This window comes from Billgrantia antri, assembly GCF_019430905.1.
Classification (GTDB): domain Bacteria; phylum Pseudomonadota; class Gammaproteobacteria; order Pseudomonadales; family Halomonadaceae; genus Halomonas; species Halomonas antri.
Window position 1 is genome coordinate 308,066 of the sequence record NZ_JAHYCA010000001.1, and the last position, 17,851, is coordinate 325,916.

Genomic DNA, 17,851 nt, shown 5'->3' on the forward strand with positions numbered 1-17,851 from the left:
AATACCTGCACGAGCGAACCGCTCATGAATTTATTCAGCACTTCCCTTCAACAACTCACGACGCTCGGAGCAGAGCAGAGTCCGGCAACTCCGACACCACCGGACTTGTCGCCGGTGATGTCGGCTGTCGAGAGCATGAGTGTCAGAAACTGCTGTGCAGTTCGTAACTATTCCACCCTCGGCGGTGACCGCTCAGATTGGTGGAGTTCACCTCCAGTATATAAGTGCCAGGTTGCACTTGGCTATTCAGGACGAAGTTATTGCCATTGCGCGCTCCCTGCGTCACAACGTTTCCGCTTTCATCCAGCAAGTTGGCGCGGACTCGAATATGGGGCCCATCGAGAGGGAAGGAGGATTTGCTGTGTACCCTCAGCTGGGTAGGATTGTCGATATGCAGCGTATACCGATCAGTTCCCCCCACCGCCTTGGCTCCCGTAGTACCATTATTCAAACCTAAGGTCATGGCCGCAGCCTGCCCAATTCCTCCGAATGCAAGGGCAGCGGCAAGGACAGTACCTGCAAGTTTCATTGTGGTTTTCATGACGTCTCTCCTGTTTATCGGAACTTGAAACGAGGATCGGTGTTTTTTCGACCCTGTTGTTCTGTAGAACTGAACACGCCTTCCTTACAAAAGAGAGACAGAAGGGAAAACATATTTCTTCATAAATAAATAGAAAAATATTCGAGGCGCACGTGTAAGGAAAACAGGGCGGGCACGACAGACTTACTCATGCCATAAGAAGGCTCGACGCAGACAAATCCGCCGCCATATAACTCCAGAAGAATTTTCCGTGTTGATGTGTAAAGAAGCCACACGCCTGATGTCCTTGAAGCTCGATCGCAAGCTTACCTTCCAGGAGCGGATTTCACTACGCTTGCATCTTTCGATGTGTCACGCCTGTCGCGAGTGCGACCGGCAGTTCACTCTGCTGCATGAGGCAAAGCATCAGCTAGGTCTGGAGCTCCCCTCGGAAGAGGACGACCGGCCTTGAGGCCGTCCCTGGCGCCATCGCTATCCGTCAGGTGTCAGTAGGCTCACCCTGCACAACAGGACAGCTGCGTCACATCCCTGGTGAAGGTCTGTGCGCAGAGTTTGAGCCCTTCCCCCATGGTCAGATAGGGAAACAGCTCATCGCCGAGGGCCTGCACCGTCATACCGGCCCGCAGCGCCATTACCGCCACCTGGATCAACTCACCGGCTTCCGCCGCCACTGCCTGGATACCCAGCAGCCGACCCGAATCGCGTTCGGCCACCATCTTGATGAGCCCTTCGGTGTCGAAATTGACCAGCGCTCGCGGCACGTTCTTGAGATCGAGCACACGTGACTCCGCATCGACCCCTAGCCTGAGTGCCTCGACTCCCGTCAGGCCGGCGGTGGCGACCTGAGGATCCGTGAACATCACGCCCGGCATGGCACTGAGATCCAGTACGGCCCTGCCTCCCGTCATGTTGATGGCGGCCCGACTGCCCCCGGCGGCGGCGACATAGACGAACTGCGGTTGATCTGTGCAATCGCCGGCGGCGTAAATACCCGGCGCCGTGGTCTGCAAGCACTCGTTCACCTGGATCGCGCCACGCACGGTCGCCACGCCGATGTTCTCCAGGTTCAGCGTCTCGGTATTGGGCGTGCGCCCCGTCGCTACCAGCAGTCGATCCGCCCGTAGCGGCCCCGCGTTGGTCTCCAGCACGAATTCGCTATCGGCATAGTTCACGCGGCTGACCTGGACCTGCTGGCGCACTTCGATGCCTTCGCGACGAAACGCCGCTTCCAGGGCCTCGCCCACCGCCGGGTCTTCGCGGGAGAGCAGGCGGCTACGAGCCAGCACCGTAACCTTGCTGCCCAGGCGGGCGTACGCCTGGGCCAGCTCCAGGGCGACGAAGCCGGCGCCCAGCACCGTCAGCCGATCCGGTATCGTGTTCAGCGTCAGGGCACTGGTCGAGGTCAAGTAGGGCGTCTCTGCCAGCCCCGGTATTGGTGGCTCCGTCGGACGAGCGCCAGTGCCGATGAAGGCACGATCGAAGCGGATGATCCGTTCACCGCCTCCATTCAGCTTGACCGCCAGCCGATGGGCGTCGATGAACCGGGCTGCACCGTTCAGAACCGTGATGGCTGGATGGTCGCGCAGAATCTGCTGATACTTGGCATCGCGCAGTTCCTCGACGCGGGCCTGCTGTTGCCGAAGCAACTCCGCACGATCCACCACCGGTACGTGAGCGCTCACCCCATCGTCAAAGGGGCTCTTCTTGCGCAGATGCGCAATGTGCGCGGCGCGAATCATGATCTTGGAGGGGACACAGCCGACATTGATGCAGGTGCCACCGATCGTGCCGCGTTCTATCAAGGTGACCGAGGCACCGCGCTCGACAGCCTTGAGTGCCGCAGCCATCGCTGCCCCGCCACTGCCGATCACGGCGATATGCCGCTCGTCGTTATCACTCATTCGCGGAATTCCCCGAGTCGGAAGAGGCATGTCTCCGGCGCCATAGTGCAAAGAGGGTCAGACCGATGAAGAAAGCCAGTACAGGAAGCAGCACATAATCCAGATAGCCAGCCAGTGCCGCCAACCCGATGGTACCCAGTAGAACGACCAGGACCGGCGTAAAGCAGCACAGCGCGACCAGGACGGTGCCGAAAATGCCCGTGCGCAGCAGTTTCGCTGGTGACTTCATGGTCTCTTCCCTTTGTGACAAGTTTCAGCGATGGAGGCCAAGCCTCCCGAATCTTTCTTCACAAGGTTGGCTAGGGTAAGGTTAATCCCGTAGTCAGCTACGGAATCAAGGCAAATGCCGGATGATTCGACCACGATGACGATCGGCGGCCTGGCCAAGGCAGCTTCGGTACATGTCGAGACGATACGCTACTACCAGCGCCGTGGGCTGCTACCGGAGCCCAAGCGCCCTCCAGGAGGCATTCGACGTTACGGGGCTGCCGATCTGGCCAGGTTGGCGTTCGTGAAAAACGCCCAGCAGCTAGGCTTCAGCCTTGCGGAAGTCAGCGAATTGCTGTGCCTCGAGGATGGCATGCACTGCCAGGAGGCCAGCGCATTGGCCGAGACCAAACTACGGCACGTGCAGGAGAAGATCGACCGGCTGCGACGGATCGAGACGGTGCTGAGCGACTTGATCGGCCGCTGCCACGCTCAGCAAGGACCTACCGGCTGCCCGCTCATTGCCTCGTTGCATGACGAGTTCGCTCGTAAGCCTGGGAACGAGAGCTGAACGATCCGATCCGTTCCAATCTGCTCCATCCGGAAAACTCTCTCGCCGACGTAAGGTTCTCTCAGCGGCTGCGACAGAACATATCCGGCCGCTCTGTCCCAAGGCCCTATCATGGAGAAGCGCCATGCCGGATTCCGCTTCGCTTGTCGCTCGATGCCATGCCGCGCTCGACCTTGCCGGTCATCAGGCTGACATCCACCACCTTCGCCCCATGCCCGACACCGGCCTGGCCCATCATCATCTCTGGCTGAGCCGGACGGGCAACGACTGGGTCGCCAGGATTCCCAAGCAGAGTCAACTGGGCCTCGATGCCCGGGCCAACCTGGATTACCAGGCAGCCTGCTTCTCACGCACCAGCGAAAGCGGACATACCCCAGCGCTGCATGATGTCTTGCCTCCCTCAACCGAGCTTCCCCGCGGTGCCCTGCTCGTCGATGCCATCCGCGGCCGGCCGGCACGGCTGCCCGACGATCTGCCCGCCATCGCCACTGCACTGGCCGCGATACACGCGATACCGCTGCCCCCGGCAGCACAGCGCCCACCTTTGCTGGCGCCCGACTCTCCCTGGATGGGAATGCGCAAGGAGCTGGCCAGTCAGGCTCGCTGGCTGGCCAGGGCGGATCTCGACCCTGCGGTACGCCAGCGTATCGAAGCCGAACTGGAATCGCTACCCGTGGCGCTCCCCATGGAAGAACCCCGGCTGATCAGTTTCGATGCCCACCCGGGAAACTTTCTGATCACCGATAGCAACCAGGCGGTACTCGTCGACCTCGAGAAGAGTCGCTACGGGCTACCAGGCTTCGATCTGGCCCATGCCACCCTGTACACCTCCACGACCTGGGATCTCAACAGTCATGCCGTGCTGCGGGTGGAGGACATCCTGAGCTTTTATCACCATTGGCAGACCGCAGCCGGCAGCAAGACCGAAGGCCGGGACGGTATGGCGACACGACTGATCTGCCGGCGTGCCATGTGGCTCTGGTCGTTGACCTGGTGTGCCATGTGGCGCGCCCGGCATGGCGAGGCACATGACGCCTCGTCTCGAGGCGAAGACTGGTCCGCCGAACTCAGCGCCGACGACCTGATCACCCACGTGCGCGGGCGAGTCGAGCATTACCTGTCGCCTATCATCGTCGAGCACGTTCGTGCCGAGCTGCATGATCTCGAAAGCACCCTGCTGACATAGGACATTGCAGCATGACCGAACGACACCCGGTGAAGCGGAAACCTCGTCATGCCCTCATCCCCTAGCCTGAGCATCATCGTGCCCACCCTGGACGAGGCCACGACCATCGAGGCTTCGCTGCAGCATCTGCTGACGCTAGGTGACTGCGAAGTGGAGATAATCGTCGTCGATGGCGGTAGCCAAGACGACACCGTGAGCCGTGCCGCCCCGCTTGCCTCGCAGCTGATTCACAGCCCTGCGGGGCGAGCCAGGCAGATGAATGCCGGCGCCCGCGCCTGCCGGGGCGAATACCTGCTCTTTCTGCATGCCGACACCCGGCTGCCGCCCCGGGCCGATCTACTGGTGGCCAGGGCGCTATCAGGCCCGCACTGCTGGGGGCGCTTCGATGTCTCCCTGGAGGGGCAACACGTGCTGCTGCCGTTGATTGCCTTCGCCATGAACCTGCGTTCGCGCTGGACCGGCATCGCTACCGGTGACCAGGCCCTGTTCATGACCCACGCGGCCTTCGATGCGGTCGGTGGCTTTCCCGATCAGCCGCTGATGGAAGACATCGAGATTTCCCGACGGCTCAGCCGCCTCTCGTCACCTGCCTGCCTGCGACAGCGTGTCGTCTCTTCGGGCCGTCGCTGGGACCGGGCCGGCGCCTGGGCAACGATACGCCTGATGTGGCGGCTGCGCTGGCGCTACTGGCGCGGCGAGTCGGCTACGACGCTTGCCAGGGAGTACCGCCATGTCCGCTGACGTCTCGCTGGCCATCTTGGCCAAGGCGCCGATCCCCGGCCGGGTCAAGACACGTCTGATCCCGGCCTGCGGTGCCGAGCAGGCTGCTCGGGTCCATGCCCATCTGCTGTGCCGCACGGTGCACGTAGCCAGTGCCGCCTTCCCCGCCGAGCGCCTCACGCTATGGACGGCGCTGGATCACGCCCATCCCTTGTTTCTCGAACTGGCCGAGCGCTACGGCATTGCCCTGCACCCTCAGCCCGACGGAGACCTGGGCGCACGCCTCCACCATGCCCTGGCATGGGCGAATGGCCCGGCGTTGGCGATCGGCAGCGATTGTCCGGTGCTCTCCCCTGCATTGCTGCACGCCTGTGCCGAGGCCCTGATGGTGCATGATGCCAGCTGCCTGCCCGCCGAAGACGGCGGCTATGCACTGCTCGGCCTGCGCCAAGCCCACCCGCACCTTTTTACCGCCATCGATTGGGGCAGCGAGCGGGTCATGACCCAGACGACTCGACGCATCAACGAGCTGGGCTGGCGCCTCGCCTGCCCCGCCACCGTATGGGACGTCGACCGCCCCGAGGACCTGCACCGCTGGCAACGCTCGGCCGAGATTCCCCTGGACTCGACTCCCGGCTCGTTCGTGCGGGAAACTTTCTTCCGGCCATCGGTTCGGCCGGAGGATGCGAGCAACGAACCTAAGTGAAGAGGGAATGGAGACGGAGAACACCCATCACGAGTCGTCGACTTGTGCCATGCGTCGCGCCATGCCCCACAGTCCGATCAGCAGTAACAGGGCCGCCCCGGGCAGTAGCATTGGCGCCAGGCTTGCCAGAGCGCCGGCAAAGGGGAGCCCGAGCCAGATGAGCAACAGCGGGGCACAGCAGGCCCCGCCAGCGAGCAGTGCCGGCAGCGAACCCAGCAATCCACTACTTGCGGCACCCAAGCTGCAGTGACGCGGGCTACGCCACACCCGCCAGCCCGCAACGGCGTTGAGCCCGATCAATAGCCCCACGGTCAGCGCCAGCAGGGTATTGATAGGGCTGAAGGTCCAAACCAGCCTTCCCAGGAAGAACAACCCCACCGGCTCGAACTGCAACGGCCCCCGCGTCTGCCACAGCCTTTCCCAGGCGGGGAAGAGCGCCAGCCAGCCACCATGGCCGCCGCCCATGATGTCTCCTGTCAACCACAGATACAGCAGCGCGTAAACGACCATGATCGCCCCCACGGCGCTAGCCGTGCCGGGACGCGACAGCAGTGACGATACGACCCGCAACAGTGCCCTCATGGCGCCTCCCCGCCTTCGTAGAGGGCGGTATCGGGATAGAAGGCGGCCCAGGCGAACCACATGGCCTCGAAGCCATTCACCGCCTCGAGTGACTCGATGCCCGGCCCGACGATACCCTCGGCGGTAAATTCGAGATCGGCCAGCCGGATCGACACGTTTGCCGGATTGTGAAAGGCCCAGCCGGTATCCAGGCCGGCGTCGTGGATCACGGTATAGTGCCGCTCGCCCAACGTGACGTTCACTACCCCCTCCTCACGCAGCGCCTCCCGGGTAATCGCCAGCGCTCCACCCGCTCCGCGCAGGCCGAACACCTCGGTCTTGGCCGGAAAGCGGTCGTCACGATGCATCACCGGGAAGAGGCGAGTGCTATCGGGCCGATAATAGCCGGATAGAGGCGTATAGCTACCGTAGGGATCATACCGGTAGTTGCGCACGAAGCCGGTCTGCTCGCTCAGCACCTCGGTCTGCGGATGGCGTGCCCGCCAGGCTCCCCAGGTAGTCCAGAACACCCGTAGCTCCTCGAGCCCCTGGCCTGCCAGCGGGCCGTCGATGGCCACCGCCAGGATCTGCGGCCACTCGCTGTCGGTGGCGCGGTCGTACATGACCAGGTTGCTGTTGACCAGTTTGCCCGAGACGCCGAGTTCGGTGTCGCCGCGCTTGAACCCCAGGGCGGTACCCGTCAAAGGACAATAGGTAATACTGATCGCCTCGCCGGCGAACTCGTCGTTGACGATCTCGTGCCAGACCAGGATGCGCTGGGGATATGCCTTGGCCTGGCCGCGGTGATGGATGCCGATGATCCGGTCTGCATCACTCAGCTCCGCCTTGTCTGCCGGCAGGAAGCGCGGATGCTCGATGGAGGGAATCCCATCCTTCCCTGGTCCGCCCGAGCGCACGGCCTCGCGGAAGGAGGCCAGGGAGTGCGCCACCGGCACTTGTGGCGTCGACACTGACGGGGGATCGGCCAATACCAGCGATGCCGGCAGGGAGAATAGAATACCAAGGGTAAATGCCAGTCGCGCTGAGCCTTGCATGCTGCCCTCCTTGCCCCTGAAGTGGCAAAAAAGCACCCCGGCAGGCCATACCCAGAGACGAGTGCCCTCGAGACAGGCTGGCCGGGGGGCTGCCTTCAGAAGCTGTATTGCGCCGAGAATTGCAGGCGCGTGTTGTCGCCGGATTCGCGACTCTGCAGCTCCTTCCTTCCATGAGAGACCTCGAAGCCGAGGGTGACCGGCTCAGTCACTCGATAGAAGTGGCTGAAGTGGATACTCTCGAGCTTGCGGGTCGACTCCGGGAAGAGGTCACCGGGGCGGTCGCCCCTGACCTGGCCATAGGAAAGACTGGAGCTGAACTTGTCGTTCCACTGCTGTGCCACGGCCACGTTGAACCCATAGGCCTCGATGGTTTCGAGGTTGCCGTCGGCAACCACGAATGCCGCCCCGATGCCCTCATCCCCATCGCTGGAGCCACTGGCGGTGTAGAGGTAACGCCCTATCCCATCGCCGAAGATGGCGCCTGCCATCAGGGTGGTGTCAGGTCCCACGCCGATGTTACCGGCCAGCATCAGGCCATAGCCCGTTGCCGAGTCGTTGGCCGCCCCCTCGTCCACCTTGAGCCGGCGCACGACCGCTGCGGTCTCGATGGTGGCGTTGTCACCACCCCAGCGATAACGCGCGGTGAGATCGGGCGCAGAGTCGCGGGAGCCGGAAAACCCGGTCGCCTCCGCATTCTCGGCCGAGAACGACAGTGCGCTCGCTCCCAAAGGAAGCGTGTAGCGCAGTTGTGCCTGACGAATGAAGCTCACTCCCACCGGGCCATCGAAATCGACCGTACTGGGATAGGCGGCAAACTGCATGAAGTTGCTCCAGGTCTGGCCGGCCAGCAAGCCGTTCCATTCACCGTAGGCATGGCGCAGGCGAAAGCCTCGTGAGTTGGAGAACACCTCATTGCCGCCGCCACCGAAGAAGTCGCCTTCCAGGTGGGTGGTCGCCGGCCCGAAGGCGGTCGGTGTCGAGGTCTTGAAGAACAGGCGGGACTGACGGGCATGGGCACGGAACGAAGCGTTGCTCGATCCCTCCGATGTGTCGATTCCTTCAACGAACAGGCTGTCACCCAGATCCTGGTCGAGGTCGTAGATGGTGTCGAGCCTGACGTAACCGCCAATCTGAACGGAGGTATCCGTCCCAGGTACCTTGAAGCTTCCCGGGGTATCCCCACCGGTGACCACGTTCGCCGCCAACGCCTCTCGAGCTTCGGCCTCCTGCTGCTGAGCCTGAGCCTGCTGGCTCTCGAGACGCTTGATCTGACGTTGCATTTCCTGCATCTGAAGGCGCAACTGGTCGATGGTGTCATCCTGGGCGATGGCCGGCATGCTCATCGTCGCGATGGCCAGCGCAGTCAAGCCTGTCGAAACTCGAAAGGCCATTGGTTGTTGGTCGTTGTGATAATTCCCCATGGCTCCACCCTCTTTCTTGTCGTTTATATCGCCTCGAGGCAGCTCATGCCTCGGCGCGCCTGCACTCTCGCAACAGGTCGCTTTATTGGGTCAGAGAAAGGGGCGGTTACTTACAGAAAAAGTGTCTTATCTTTAATCATATATAGCGCTTTAATTATGATAAAAAATACAACTCCCAAGGCGTAAGAAAACTAGAGTCTCCACGACTAAAAAGCTCCCTTCACGTTGTCACAACGCGAGGGAGCTTCGATGAAATCGATTGACCGCCCGCAGCGGCCATTGTCATGATCGACAGCGATGCGTCGCCTGCCAAGTGGCAGGTTGAGGCCTCCGCCTGGCATCGAGGGCAAGCGTGTCCTCCTCACGGAAAGCCACCACCACAAGGCTTCCGGCAAAAATGATCAACGAGGGATAGAAGAGCGCATTGGTTCCTTCAAGAAACCAACCCCATGGGTCGATTACCGAGGCGAAAACGGCCAGCAGGGAAGCTCCATTGATCAACAGTTGCAGAGGATAGACCCAGCGCCGGGCCAGACCGATGACCACCAGGATACCCATCAATATTTGCCCGATACCTGCCAGGGGCAGAAACGTTTCGCTCGACAGGATGCCTTCGTAGTAATTATCGGAAATGGCAAGGCTATGACCGACATTGACAACCTTGTTCACTCCCCAGACAAGCAGCAGCCCACCCAGCGAGACCCTGAGCAGTAAGAGACTCCACACTTTGCTCACCCTGTCCTCCTGATAGCTTATTAAGTCAAAAGATCTTTACAAAAAAGCAATCTCCTGCAGTTCGCTTTGTCGCTGGGCCAAGCATGGCCTTACACATTGGATAAGTTGATTTTCACCGCCAATGCTTTCATGCGAACAGCAAGTCGCCATAGCTCCAGACCAAGGTGCCGACGGCGATGGCTGTGTAGCAGACATAGGGAATGGAGCGCCAAAAGCGATGGATCCAGTGCGCCATCCTGAGAGAGGACTGCGTTACGGCCATAGCGCCTGGCAGACAGCGCATGACATGACGTCGGTGATACTCGATACCTACCGAGAAAAGCACCATTAGCGCCCCCGAGCGCTGAAACCAGTGGCCCTCGCCCGTCGTCAGGCTCAGTTGGAAGGAGACCAGCATCGGCAAGACGGCCATCAGCATCAATGACGCCTCGACGACCGTATCCCGAGGCGAGGGCTGCCCCATATCGGAACGCTCTTCAGGCAGTGACATACCCTCCTCCTGTCGCCCGACGAGCTGGTTGGCACCACTTACTCCGTGATGGCTCGCTCGGCGATTCCTGCAAACACTGCGTCGAGTTCCGTCGCTACTGACTCGAGCTCAGGACCTGCCTGTTCGATATAAGGGCTGAAAACGTGACTCGGCGTCTTCCAGGAGAGTGTGGCGCTGCCGTCCTCGTTCTCGGTAACGTAGAAACGAATCGGCGCCTCGATCATGGCCGGAACGCTCAAGTTCAAGATCTTCACCGCATAGTCGTTGCGAAATACCCCGACCACACGGTTGCCTGGAATGGTGACGCCGCGATTGGCCGCGGCCTCTGTCGGGCCGGCCTCAGTGACGATGGCCATCTCCTCCGCCTCGACGGCTTCCTCGAGGGCCGAGAGCAGTTCGTCGTAGCGCATCTCGGTCGCCCTGACCTCCCACCCTTCCTCGGGCCAGTCGACGTCGGCGGCGATGGGAGCGGCCAGCGCCAGGGCCAGCCCAGCCGCAGCAAGCTTGTGAATCAGCTTCATGCCGTCTCTCTCCTTTCCTGTGATATCTCTTCGGTTTGACGCTGCCAGTGACGCAGCGTCGACGGGTGGACGCCGAAATGCTCCGGTAAGTCCACGCCGAGGCTCTCCGCCATCATTCCCAGCAGAGCCATGTGATGCACGGTATGGCTGGTCAGGAATGCCAGCTCACGGGGCAGGCTGGTAGCCAATGCCAGGCTGTCACTAGCGCCCTCGACGGGATATCGCAGCCGCAGCGTGGCCGACCGCTGCGCCTCCAGGCCTGGTAGCGCAGCGCTGATCTCGGCAACCCGCACCACGGCCAGCTCCGGCTCGGTTTCGAGCCGTTCGTCGCGCTGGCGGTTCTCGTAGTCGATGCTTCCCGCCACCGCACCGGCCAGCAGGGCATCGTAGTGGTCGAGAATATGGCGCACGTGCTTGCCCAGGCTCTGGCGCCCCGTCGGGCCGAAGGCGTATCGATAGAGGTCGGGTGTCAAGCGCTCCAGGAACGCCTGCAACTGATACAGGGCCAGCCGGTTCTCCTCGATGAGGCTGCCGAGACAGGAAGTGTCTTGTTGTTCGCTCATGCGCCTTTCCCTTCTTGAGTGGATGAGCCTTGGGTTGCCGGCTCCGCACCGGGTCACGTCAGGGCCCGGCACGGAACACGGCGGGACGAGAAATCCCTAGGTGCCTTCGGCCTCGGCTTCCGCTTCTCCTTCCGCTTCGCCCTCGGCCTCGCCTTCCGCCTCACCTTCCGCTTCAGGCTTCTTCTCTTCATGCGCCTCGGCCAGCATCAACGGCGCCTCCTGCCCGCTGGTGTAGGCCGGCTGCGTGCCGGCTTCTTCGGCCACGGCCTGCAGCGCAGCACCGCTTGCCACCAGCGCCAGGGCGGGAGCCGCGTAGCCGAGGCGGCGGCTTAGCCGGCTCAGCAGCGTGCGGCGCTTCTCCTCGTGCTCTGTCATATCGTCTTCTCCTCAGGGTTTCGATGTGAAGGCGGCATGCAGCCAAAGGCCATCACGCCGCCTGGCAACGAAGCGGGCTCGTCGAGCCCGTTTCGGCAGGCCACCCATCGTTGGTTGGGTGGCCGAGTGCTCAGTTCCCGGCTGCCATGGCGTCGGCCGGGGTTGGTTGGGAGTCGCCCAGTTGTGTCAGCGTGGATTCGACGGCAACGGTCCAGCACGTTCTTTCCTCCAGCCAGCGGTCCAGCTGTTGTATCGTCTCCGCCGAAGGAGGCTCGCCGTTGGCCGTGCGGCAGCCCGGCAGCAGCGCCGCCAGGGCATCGAGCCGGGACAGCGGCGTTGGGGGAGCGGGCGCGGATTCCGTGCCGGCCATGACCCAGACCGGCAGCTCGCGTGGCAACAGCGGAAAGGCTTCCGCCGCGGGTGGAGCGGCTCCCGGCCCTGGCAGGCCGAGCGGCTCCAGGCGCACCTGTTCGCCCTCCTGCACCAGCCTGACGCCACGGGAGAACCGGCTGCGGAGAGCCGAAGGCAGGGCGGCAAGCGCCTCCCGCGTTTGGGTATCGCTGGCGATACAGAGCGCGGCGTTGCCTGCCGGTGTCACCACGAGATAGGCGTCGATCACCGGCTGCCCAGGCGTCGCGGCCTGACGCAGCAGGAACTCCGTCAGGGCCGGTACGATGGCAGGGAGAGTCAGGCGTGAGGCGATCAGCGTATCGTCCGACGCCAGGGCATACCCCGCCGCCGCCTTCAGCAGTGCCAGCCGATGCAGTCCCTGGGCCGCCTCGGCGCCGAGCGGCATGAGCCCATCCCCTAATCCCGCCTGCAGGCGCTCCATGGCAGCGATGTCGGCCACCTCCAGCGCCCAGCGCCGCTGCTCGTGCGCCAGCAGCACCGTCTGGCCGGCCTCGTCATTCGTCGGCGGTGCGCCAGCAGCAGCGTCATGTTCCGGTAGCGCGGTCTCCTCGTCGCCGCGCTGACACAGCAGGCCCAGGCGGCACCACTCCGCAAGCGTCGACCCTACCTCTGCGCGCAACGCCTCAGTGTCAAGGGTGTCACCCGCCTCGGCGGTCGCCGCCCCCAGCGCCTCGACGATTGCCTCCGGATCGAGCCCCTCGGTGGCCAGCAGCCAGATCAACGCCGCGGTGTCGTTGGGGCGATACAGACGACCACTCTCGGCGTCATAGAGAGCCAACTGCTGGTCGTCGTAGAACTCACTAACGCGACGGCGCATCAGCTTGGGGCGCGGCACACGACGGCCGGCCAGGCCGTCTGCCAGTGCCAGATCCTCGGGCGTAGGCAACGAAAAGTACGCCAGGTAGCGCTCCGGGTCGGCGGCGGGCAGCAGGCGCCGGAAGCCGCCGGCCCTGGCCAGCTCCGCCTCGGCGTCGGCCAGCGGATCGGTGGCTTCGGTCGTCTTGTCGTCAGCCAGACCGGTCAGCGCGATCAGGTCGCGCACCAGGTCGCCCTTGATCCGCTCCTCGATGAGCCCACCGCTTTCGGGCGCGGCACAGGTCCCCAGCGACGGGCTCAGGTTGCATTCGAGGATCCATGGCTTGAGGGTATCGTCGATCAGGCAGTCGAGGCCCAGCAGCTCGTAACAGCCACTCGGGTCGGCGCCCACGGCGGCGGTGCGGCTTCGCATCGCATCGACACCGGCGATGGCAGTAAGGCTCACGAGTTCCTCGATTCGCTCGAACAGCACCGCGTTGTCGTGCCCCTGTTCGCGCAGCCAGGCGCGGTAACGGTCGAGATCGATGAACTCCACCGGCACCTCGGCGCGGGTGTTTAGCGCATTGATGTCGGGATTGGTCAGCTGGCTGTAGGGGTTATCGGCATCGTCCGGATCCCAAGGCTCGGAAGCGAGCTTGGCGAAGCCTTGGCGATAGAGGTAGACCCGCAGCGGCGCGAGCGAGGCGATCAGCACGTAGAGCCGCAGCACGTACTTGTGCCCGCGAATGGTATGCGGATGATCGAGATACTCCTGCACCAGCCAGTCGGGCGCCAGCGGTGCCTCGCCGGCATCACGCAGCACCCGCACGCCCTTGCCCTTGGAAGCATTGGTCGGTTTCAGGATCCAGCGCTGGGTGGGGTTGTCCCGAGCGGCCTGCTGCAGTGCGTGATAGTCGTGCGGCATGACATAGGCGCGGGGGAAGAAGTCCAGGCGCGAGGTCAAGGGGTGCCGCTCGCCGAAGCCATCGACCAGGCACGCTCGCAGGTTCGCCAGGCTCTCGTGCAGTCGGCTCTTGACGGTAAGCGCCGCATTGCCGGGAAAGTGGTTGATCCGCCGCCGGGGCGAGGCATTGCGGAACTGAGCGGGCTCGGGCATGCCGGTGACCCAGGCGGCGTCCCAGTGGCGCTCGTCGCCCTCCTCCCAGCCCCGGGCTTCGAGAGCCTCGCGAAAGAATAGGTCCTGCTCGGCGGCCCGCTTGCCCGCCAGCCAGAAACGCCGCGGGGGCAACTGCTGTTCCGTCATGCTCGCGATCTCCTGTGTCTTGTTATCGACGCGTGGCCGCATTCACACCGCTGTCGGCGACCGTTGGGCCCGGGCGGATTGCCAGAGCCCTCTGTCCGTCGTTCCGTCTGTGTCGCCGCGACCTCGCGTTCCTTACAACCGATAGCAGTCGATCGCCACTCTGTCGCTGATAAAGTCTCGGGCGTTATGCCCTTGGGGAATGTATCGAAGGGAAAGCGTTCTCGACGAAACGTTGCGGCTACCACGCCTCCGACCTAGGCTCCTTCCAACCCCCTGTAAGGAGGACAGTCTTATGCGAACCCCACTGATCGTGGCGGTCGCCGCGCTGACGTTTGCCGGCACCGCCCAGGCGATGCACCCCTCTCCCCTGGTCGATGCCGAATGGCTCGATGGTCAACGAAACAATGACGCTCTCGTGGTACTGGACGTGCGCTCCGCCATCGATGACGGCGGCGACCGTGCCGCCTTCGAAGCCGCCCGTATTCCCGGCAGCCGCTACAGCAACTATGCCGAGGATGGCTGGCGCGAGGAGCGCGATGGCGTGGCCGGCCTGATGCCGGATACCGAGGCGCTGGCCGAGCTGATCGGCGGCCTGGGGATCGGCAACGACGACACCGTAGTCGTCGTGCCCGCCGGCACCGGCCCGACCGACTTCGGCAGCGCTACCCGGGTCTACTGGACCTTCAAGGCCCTCGGCCATGACGAGGTGGCGATCCTCAACGGCGGCTTTGCCGGCTGGGAGCAGCAGGGTTTCGAGACTGCCAGCGGCCCGACCGACCCGCCCGAGGCGACCTCCTTCAGCGCGACGCTGCGCGAGGAACTGCTGGCCACCGACGCGGAGGTCGAAGCGTCACGCCAGGCGGGAGAGCAACTGGTCGATGCCCGCCCCGAGGGGTTTTTCCGGGGCGAGGAGCAGTCGCCCGCCGCGCGGGTGCCGGGCACCATCCCGGGTTCGGTGAACCTGCCCCACCACGATGCCCTGGTCGAACGCAACGGTGCCTGGTATCTGGAACCCGAGCGGCTAACGGCAGCCATCGATGCCCTGGAGCTGGACCGGGAGGCGCCGACCGTTACCTTCTGCAATACCGGGCATTGGGCCTCCAGCGGCTGGTTTCAGCTCAGCGAAGTCGGAGGTCTCGACGACGTCACCATGTACGACGGTTCGATGGCCGCCTGGACCCGCGACGACTCGCGCCCCGTGCACCTGGCCGACCGCGGCACCGTGAAGGTGGGCGAACTGCTCGAGTAGCCCTAACGAGCGCTGACGCCCACCGGGGACAAGTTTTCCGGGAGTGGTGCGCTTGCTTTATGGAACGATCGGTTCTAAATTCACCCCATGACACGAGGACGCCCCCTGACATTCAACCCCGACCAGGCCGTGCAATCCGCCATGCAGGTGTTCTGGTCGCGCGGTTACGACAGCGCTTCCACCCGCGACCTGCTGGCCGCTATGGGTCTTTCGCGCAGCAGCCTCTATCAGGCCTTCGGCAACAAGGAGCAGCTGTTCGTCGACGCCCTGCGCCGCTATCGCGAAGCGCTGCTCGACCGCCTGCGCCAACATCAGGCCCGCGCACCGACGGCCTACGCCTTCTTCGAGGGCCTGTTTCGCGCCACCGCGCAGGATGCCGGCAGCGAACGCGCCGCCCTGGGTTGCCTGATCTTCAATTCGGCTACCGAGCTGGGGCAACGCGATGAACTTGCCGCAGCCGAGGCCAGGCGCAGCTTGGCGGCCATTACCGAGCTGTTCCAGGCGGCGGTGGAGCGTGGCCAGGCCGAGGGCAGCATCGCCCTGCATCAGGATCCGGAGGTACTCGCCACCTACCTGACCATGGGAATGGCGGGGCTGCGTACTCTGCTCAAATCGGGGGCCGACCGCCACCAGATCGATGCCGCAACGACACTGATCCTCCGCGCGCTACGCTGATCGCAGCATGCCCGCGGATGGATCACTCCGCCATATATGGATCGATAGGTCCATATATTGAAAGACGCCAGACGATGCACGACAGGAGGTTCACATGACAGCCGACTACCAGATCCAGCTCGAGCCCCAGACCCTCGACAATGCCGATGAAAAGGCACGGCCGCTGCTCGAGAAAGCCAATGCCAAGCTGGGCTTCGTGCCCAACATGTACACCCACATGGCCAAGGCGCCCGGTGTGCTCGACACCTATCTTCATGGTTATGAGCTGTTCCGCCAGAATTCCGGGTTCACGCCGCCCGAGCAGGAGGTCGTCTTCCTCACCATCAGCCGGCTCAACGGCTGCGACTACTGCATGTCGGCCCACAGCATGCTGGCCGAGAAGGCCTCCCAGGTGCCTGCCGACGTGATCGATGCCATCCGCAACGACCAGGCGATCCCCGATCCGCACCTGGCGGCGCTGAACACCTTTACCCGGGTAATGTTCGATACCCGGGGCATGCCGGGCAAGGCAGACGTGCAGGCCTTCCTCGAAGCCGGCTACGATGAGGGACAGGTGCTGCAGATCGTGCTGGCACTCGCGGTCAAGACGCTCAGCAACTACTCGAACCATCTCAACCATCCCGAGCTGGACGATGCATTCTCCGGCCATGCCTGGCAGCGTTGAGGCGCTCGGGAAATTGTAGCTGGCGCCTCGCTACGCTGGAACGAAATGAGGTGAATCATGAACAACAATGAGCCTGATGCTTCCGGCGAGATAGCGCAGGATCGTGACGCTCCTTCGCCGGACGCATCGCTTGCAGGAAACCAGCAGGATCGAATGCAGCGCCTGGCCGCCGTCCGACCACGCCTGCTCTCCTTCGCCCGTTTGCATCTACGCCAAAACACCGCTGCGGAAGACGCCGTGCAGGACGCCCTGGAAGCCGCCATCGAGAAGGATGCCAGCTTCTCCGGCCGCTCCGGCTACGAAACCTGGGTCTTCGGCATTCTCAAGCACAAGATCCTCGATATCATGCGTGCCCAGAAGCGCCAGGGACTGTGGCAGCCGCTCGAGGACGAAAGCGATGACGACGCCATCGACCGCCAGTTTCAGCAGAGCGGGCGCTGGCAGAAGGAAGCCCGTCCCAGCAGTTGGGGCGAGCCCGAGGCGGTATTCGAAAACGAGCGTTTCTGGAAGGTGTTCGATGCCTGCATGATCGTGCTGCCGGACACTCAAGCCCGGGTCTTTTCGCTTCGCGAGCTGATGGGCCTCACGACCGAACAGATCTGCCGGGAACTGGCGATCAAGGAAAACAACTGCTGGATCATCCTGCATCGCGCGCGGTTGCGACTGCGGAGCTGCATCGAGCAGGGCTGGCTGACAGGAGAAGACGCTTGATGATCATGTGTCGTCGCGCCACGGAATTGATGTCGCAACGTCTCGACCGCCCACTGCGCTGGTCTGAACGCATATCCTTGCGGTTCCATCTCTCCATGTGCGGGGCCTGCTGCCAGTGCAACCGGCAGTTCGAGCTGCTGCACCGGGCGGGTGATCGCTTCACCTCGGCGCCGTCGGCGGAAGAGCCTTCATCTTCCAATCAAGAGTGAAATCTCCCACCTTTACCTTTCCTCACCCCAAGCCCCACCAGCAAAGCCGTCCGTTTCTGAACGGTTTGAAACGAAGGAACGCTGCCCATGACGCCGGACCGACGGCCGTACTTTGGGTAACGATTCGTCAAGGAAATCCGCCACGTAGTAAGTGCTGCAGAACGTCGATACGACGACTTCGCGCAGTGACGGCCCATGCCCCCGTTCCCGTCTCGGCTTTACTCAGGTTATGGGCGAATTTCACTTCGCCCCCTTAGGATTCATCGACTATACCTATGCAACGTCACCTTCTGCCTGCTTCTTCTCAAGGCCAGGAACCG

Annotated in this window: 22 protein-coding genes; 10 read left to right on the plus strand and 12 right to left on the minus strand. The window is 63.2% G+C overall.

The window, feature by feature from the left end:
• Positions 1-142 precede the first annotated feature (142 nt).
• Complete coding sequence (locus KPL81_RS01415; protein ID WP_219790383.1) at positions 143-541, minus strand: T9SS type A sorting domain-containing protein; 399 nt, start codon at positions 539-541, stop codon at positions 143-145.
• A gap of 256 nt (positions 542-797) precedes the next feature.
• Here KPL81_RS01415 and KPL81_RS01420 point away from each other — a divergent pair, with 256 nt between their 5' ends.
• Positions 798-992, plus strand: coding sequence for a zf-HC2 domain-containing protein (locus tag KPL81_RS01420; RefSeq protein WP_276314011.1), 195 nt, complete (start codon positions 798-800; stop codon positions 990-992).
• A gap of 43 nt (positions 993-1,035) precedes the next feature.
• Here the strand turns inward: KPL81_RS01420 and merA are convergent, their stop codons facing one another.
• Together merA and merF are read right to left on the minus strand one after the other, a co-directional pair.
• Positions 1,036-2,442 carry a mercury(II) reductase gene (gene merA, locus KPL81_RS01425; protein ID WP_240549002.1) on the minus strand — a complete coding sequence of 469 codons (1,407 nt, stop codon included), beginning with the start codon at positions 2,440-2,442 and terminating at the stop codon, positions 1,036-1,038.
• On the minus strand, positions 2,435-2,671 hold the full coding sequence (gene merF, locus KPL81_RS01430) for a mercury resistance system transport protein MerF (RefSeq protein WP_219790386.1): 237 nt from the start codon (positions 2,669-2,671) through the stop codon (positions 2,435-2,437). The genes merA and merF overlap by 8 nt, the downstream gene beginning before the upstream one ends.
• A gap of 114 nt (positions 2,672-2,785) precedes the next feature.
• Between merF and merR the strand changes: the two genes are divergently transcribed.
• The 4 genes from merR (at position 2,786) to KPL81_RS01450 (ending at position 5,832) form a co-directional block, all read left to right on the plus strand.
• Positions 2,786-3,220: an Hg(II)-responsive transcriptional regulator gene (gene merR, locus KPL81_RS01435; protein WP_219790387.1), complete on the plus strand. Its 435-nt coding sequence runs from the start codon at positions 2,786-2,788 to the stop codon at positions 3,218-3,220.
• 124 nt (positions 3,221-3,344) lie between these two features.
• Positions 3,345-4,406, plus strand: a complete 1,062-nt coding sequence (locus KPL81_RS01440; protein WP_219790388.1) for a phosphotransferase family protein — start codon at positions 3,345-3,347, stop codon at positions 4,404-4,406.
• 48 nt (positions 4,407-4,454) lie between these two features.
• Positions 4,455-5,147 carry a TIGR04283 family arsenosugar biosynthesis glycosyltransferase gene (locus KPL81_RS01445; protein ID WP_219790389.1) on the plus strand — a complete coding sequence of 231 codons (693 nt, stop codon included), beginning with the start codon at positions 4,455-4,457 and terminating at the stop codon, positions 5,145-5,147.
• Positions 5,137-5,832: a TIGR04282 family arsenosugar biosynthesis glycosyltransferase gene (locus tag KPL81_RS01450; protein WP_219790390.1), complete on the plus strand. Its 696-nt coding sequence runs from the start codon at positions 5,137-5,139 to the stop codon at positions 5,830-5,832. Before KPL81_RS01445 ends, KPL81_RS01450 begins: the two co-directional genes overlap by 11 nt.
• A gap of 27 nt (positions 5,833-5,859) precedes the next feature.
• On the opposite strand, the gene KPL81_RS01455 is transcribed toward KPL81_RS01450, so the two are convergent.
• The 9 genes from KPL81_RS01455 to KPL81_RS01495 all read right to left on the minus strand — a co-directional run bounded on the left by KPL81_RS01455 (position 5,860) and on the right by KPL81_RS01495 (position 14,023).
• Positions 5,860-6,414 carry a hypothetical protein gene (locus KPL81_RS01455; protein WP_219790391.1) on the minus strand — a complete coding sequence of 185 codons (555 nt, stop codon included), beginning with the start codon at positions 6,412-6,414 and terminating at the stop codon, positions 5,860-5,862.
• Positions 6,411-7,448, minus strand: a complete 1,038-nt coding sequence (locus KPL81_RS01460; RefSeq protein WP_219790392.1) for a DUF3179 domain-containing protein — start codon at positions 7,446-7,448, stop codon at positions 6,411-6,413. Before KPL81_RS01460 ends, KPL81_RS01455 begins: the two co-directional genes overlap by 4 nt.
• Positions 7,449-7,543: 95 nt before the next feature.
• Positions 7,544-8,839 (minus strand): DcaP family trimeric outer membrane transporter, encoded by a 1,296-nt coding sequence (locus KPL81_RS01465; protein ID WP_219790393.1) that lies wholly within the window; start codon positions 8,837-8,839, stop codon positions 7,544-7,546.
• A gap of 312 nt (positions 8,840-9,151) precedes the next feature.
• On the minus strand, positions 9,152-9,604 hold the full coding sequence (locus KPL81_RS01470) for a DoxX family protein (protein ID WP_219790394.1): 453 nt from the start codon (positions 9,602-9,604) through the stop codon (positions 9,152-9,154).
• A gap of 127 nt (positions 9,605-9,731) precedes the next feature.
• Positions 9,732-10,094 (minus strand): hypothetical protein, encoded by a 363-nt coding sequence (locus KPL81_RS01475; RefSeq protein WP_219790395.1) that lies wholly within the window; start codon positions 10,092-10,094, stop codon positions 9,732-9,734.
• A 38-nt stretch (positions 10,095-10,132) separates the two neighbouring features.
• Positions 10,133-10,615, minus strand: coding sequence for a DUF302 domain-containing protein (locus KPL81_RS01480; protein WP_219790396.1), 483 nt, complete (start codon positions 10,613-10,615; stop codon positions 10,133-10,135).
• Entirely contained in the window at positions 10,612-11,178 is a 567-nt protein-coding gene (locus KPL81_RS01485) for a DinB family protein (RefSeq protein WP_219790397.1), read from the minus strand. Before KPL81_RS01485 ends, KPL81_RS01480 begins: the two co-directional genes overlap by 4 nt.
• Before the next feature lie 96 nt (positions 11,179-11,274).
• The gene (locus tag KPL81_RS01490) at positions 11,275-11,553 is read right to left on the minus strand and encodes a hypothetical protein (RefSeq protein ID WP_219790398.1); all 279 of its coding nucleotides are present in this window, start codon (positions 11,551-11,553) and stop codon (positions 11,275-11,277) included.
• 130 nt (positions 11,554-11,683) lie between these two features.
• Positions 11,684-14,023, minus strand: a complete 2,340-nt coding sequence (locus KPL81_RS01495; protein WP_219790399.1) for a PqqD family peptide modification chaperone — start codon at positions 14,021-14,023, stop codon at positions 11,684-11,686.
• A gap of 292 nt (positions 14,024-14,315) precedes the next feature.
• Between KPL81_RS01495 and KPL81_RS01500 the strand changes: the two genes are divergently transcribed.
• The 5 genes from KPL81_RS01500 (at position 14,316) to KPL81_RS01520 (ending at position 17,531) form a co-directional block, all read left to right on the plus strand.
• Positions 14,316-15,272: a sulfurtransferase gene (locus tag KPL81_RS01500; RefSeq protein ID WP_219790400.1), complete on the plus strand. Its 957-nt coding sequence runs from the start codon at positions 14,316-14,318 to the stop codon at positions 15,270-15,272.
• Positions 15,273-15,359: 87 nt separating this feature from the next.
• A complete protein-coding gene (locus KPL81_RS01505; protein WP_219790401.1) occupies positions 15,360-15,947 on the plus strand; it encodes a TetR/AcrR family transcriptional regulator in 588 nt (195 codons plus the stop codon).
• A gap of 94 nt (positions 15,948-16,041) precedes the next feature.
• Positions 16,042-16,611, plus strand: a complete 570-nt coding sequence (locus KPL81_RS01510; RefSeq protein ID WP_219790402.1) for a carboxymuconolactone decarboxylase family protein — start codon at positions 16,042-16,044, stop codon at positions 16,609-16,611.
• A 57-nt stretch (positions 16,612-16,668) separates the two neighbouring features.
• Entirely contained in the window at positions 16,669-17,322 is a 654-nt protein-coding gene (locus KPL81_RS01515) for a sigma-70 family RNA polymerase sigma factor (RefSeq protein WP_240549003.1), read from the plus strand.
• Positions 17,322-17,531 carry a zf-HC2 domain-containing protein gene (locus KPL81_RS01520; protein ID WP_209478682.1) on the plus strand — a complete coding sequence of 70 codons (210 nt, stop codon included), beginning with the start codon at positions 17,322-17,324 and terminating at the stop codon, positions 17,529-17,531. The genes KPL81_RS01515 and KPL81_RS01520 overlap by 1 nt, the downstream gene beginning before the upstream one ends.
• Positions 17,532-17,851 lie beyond the last annotated feature (320 nt).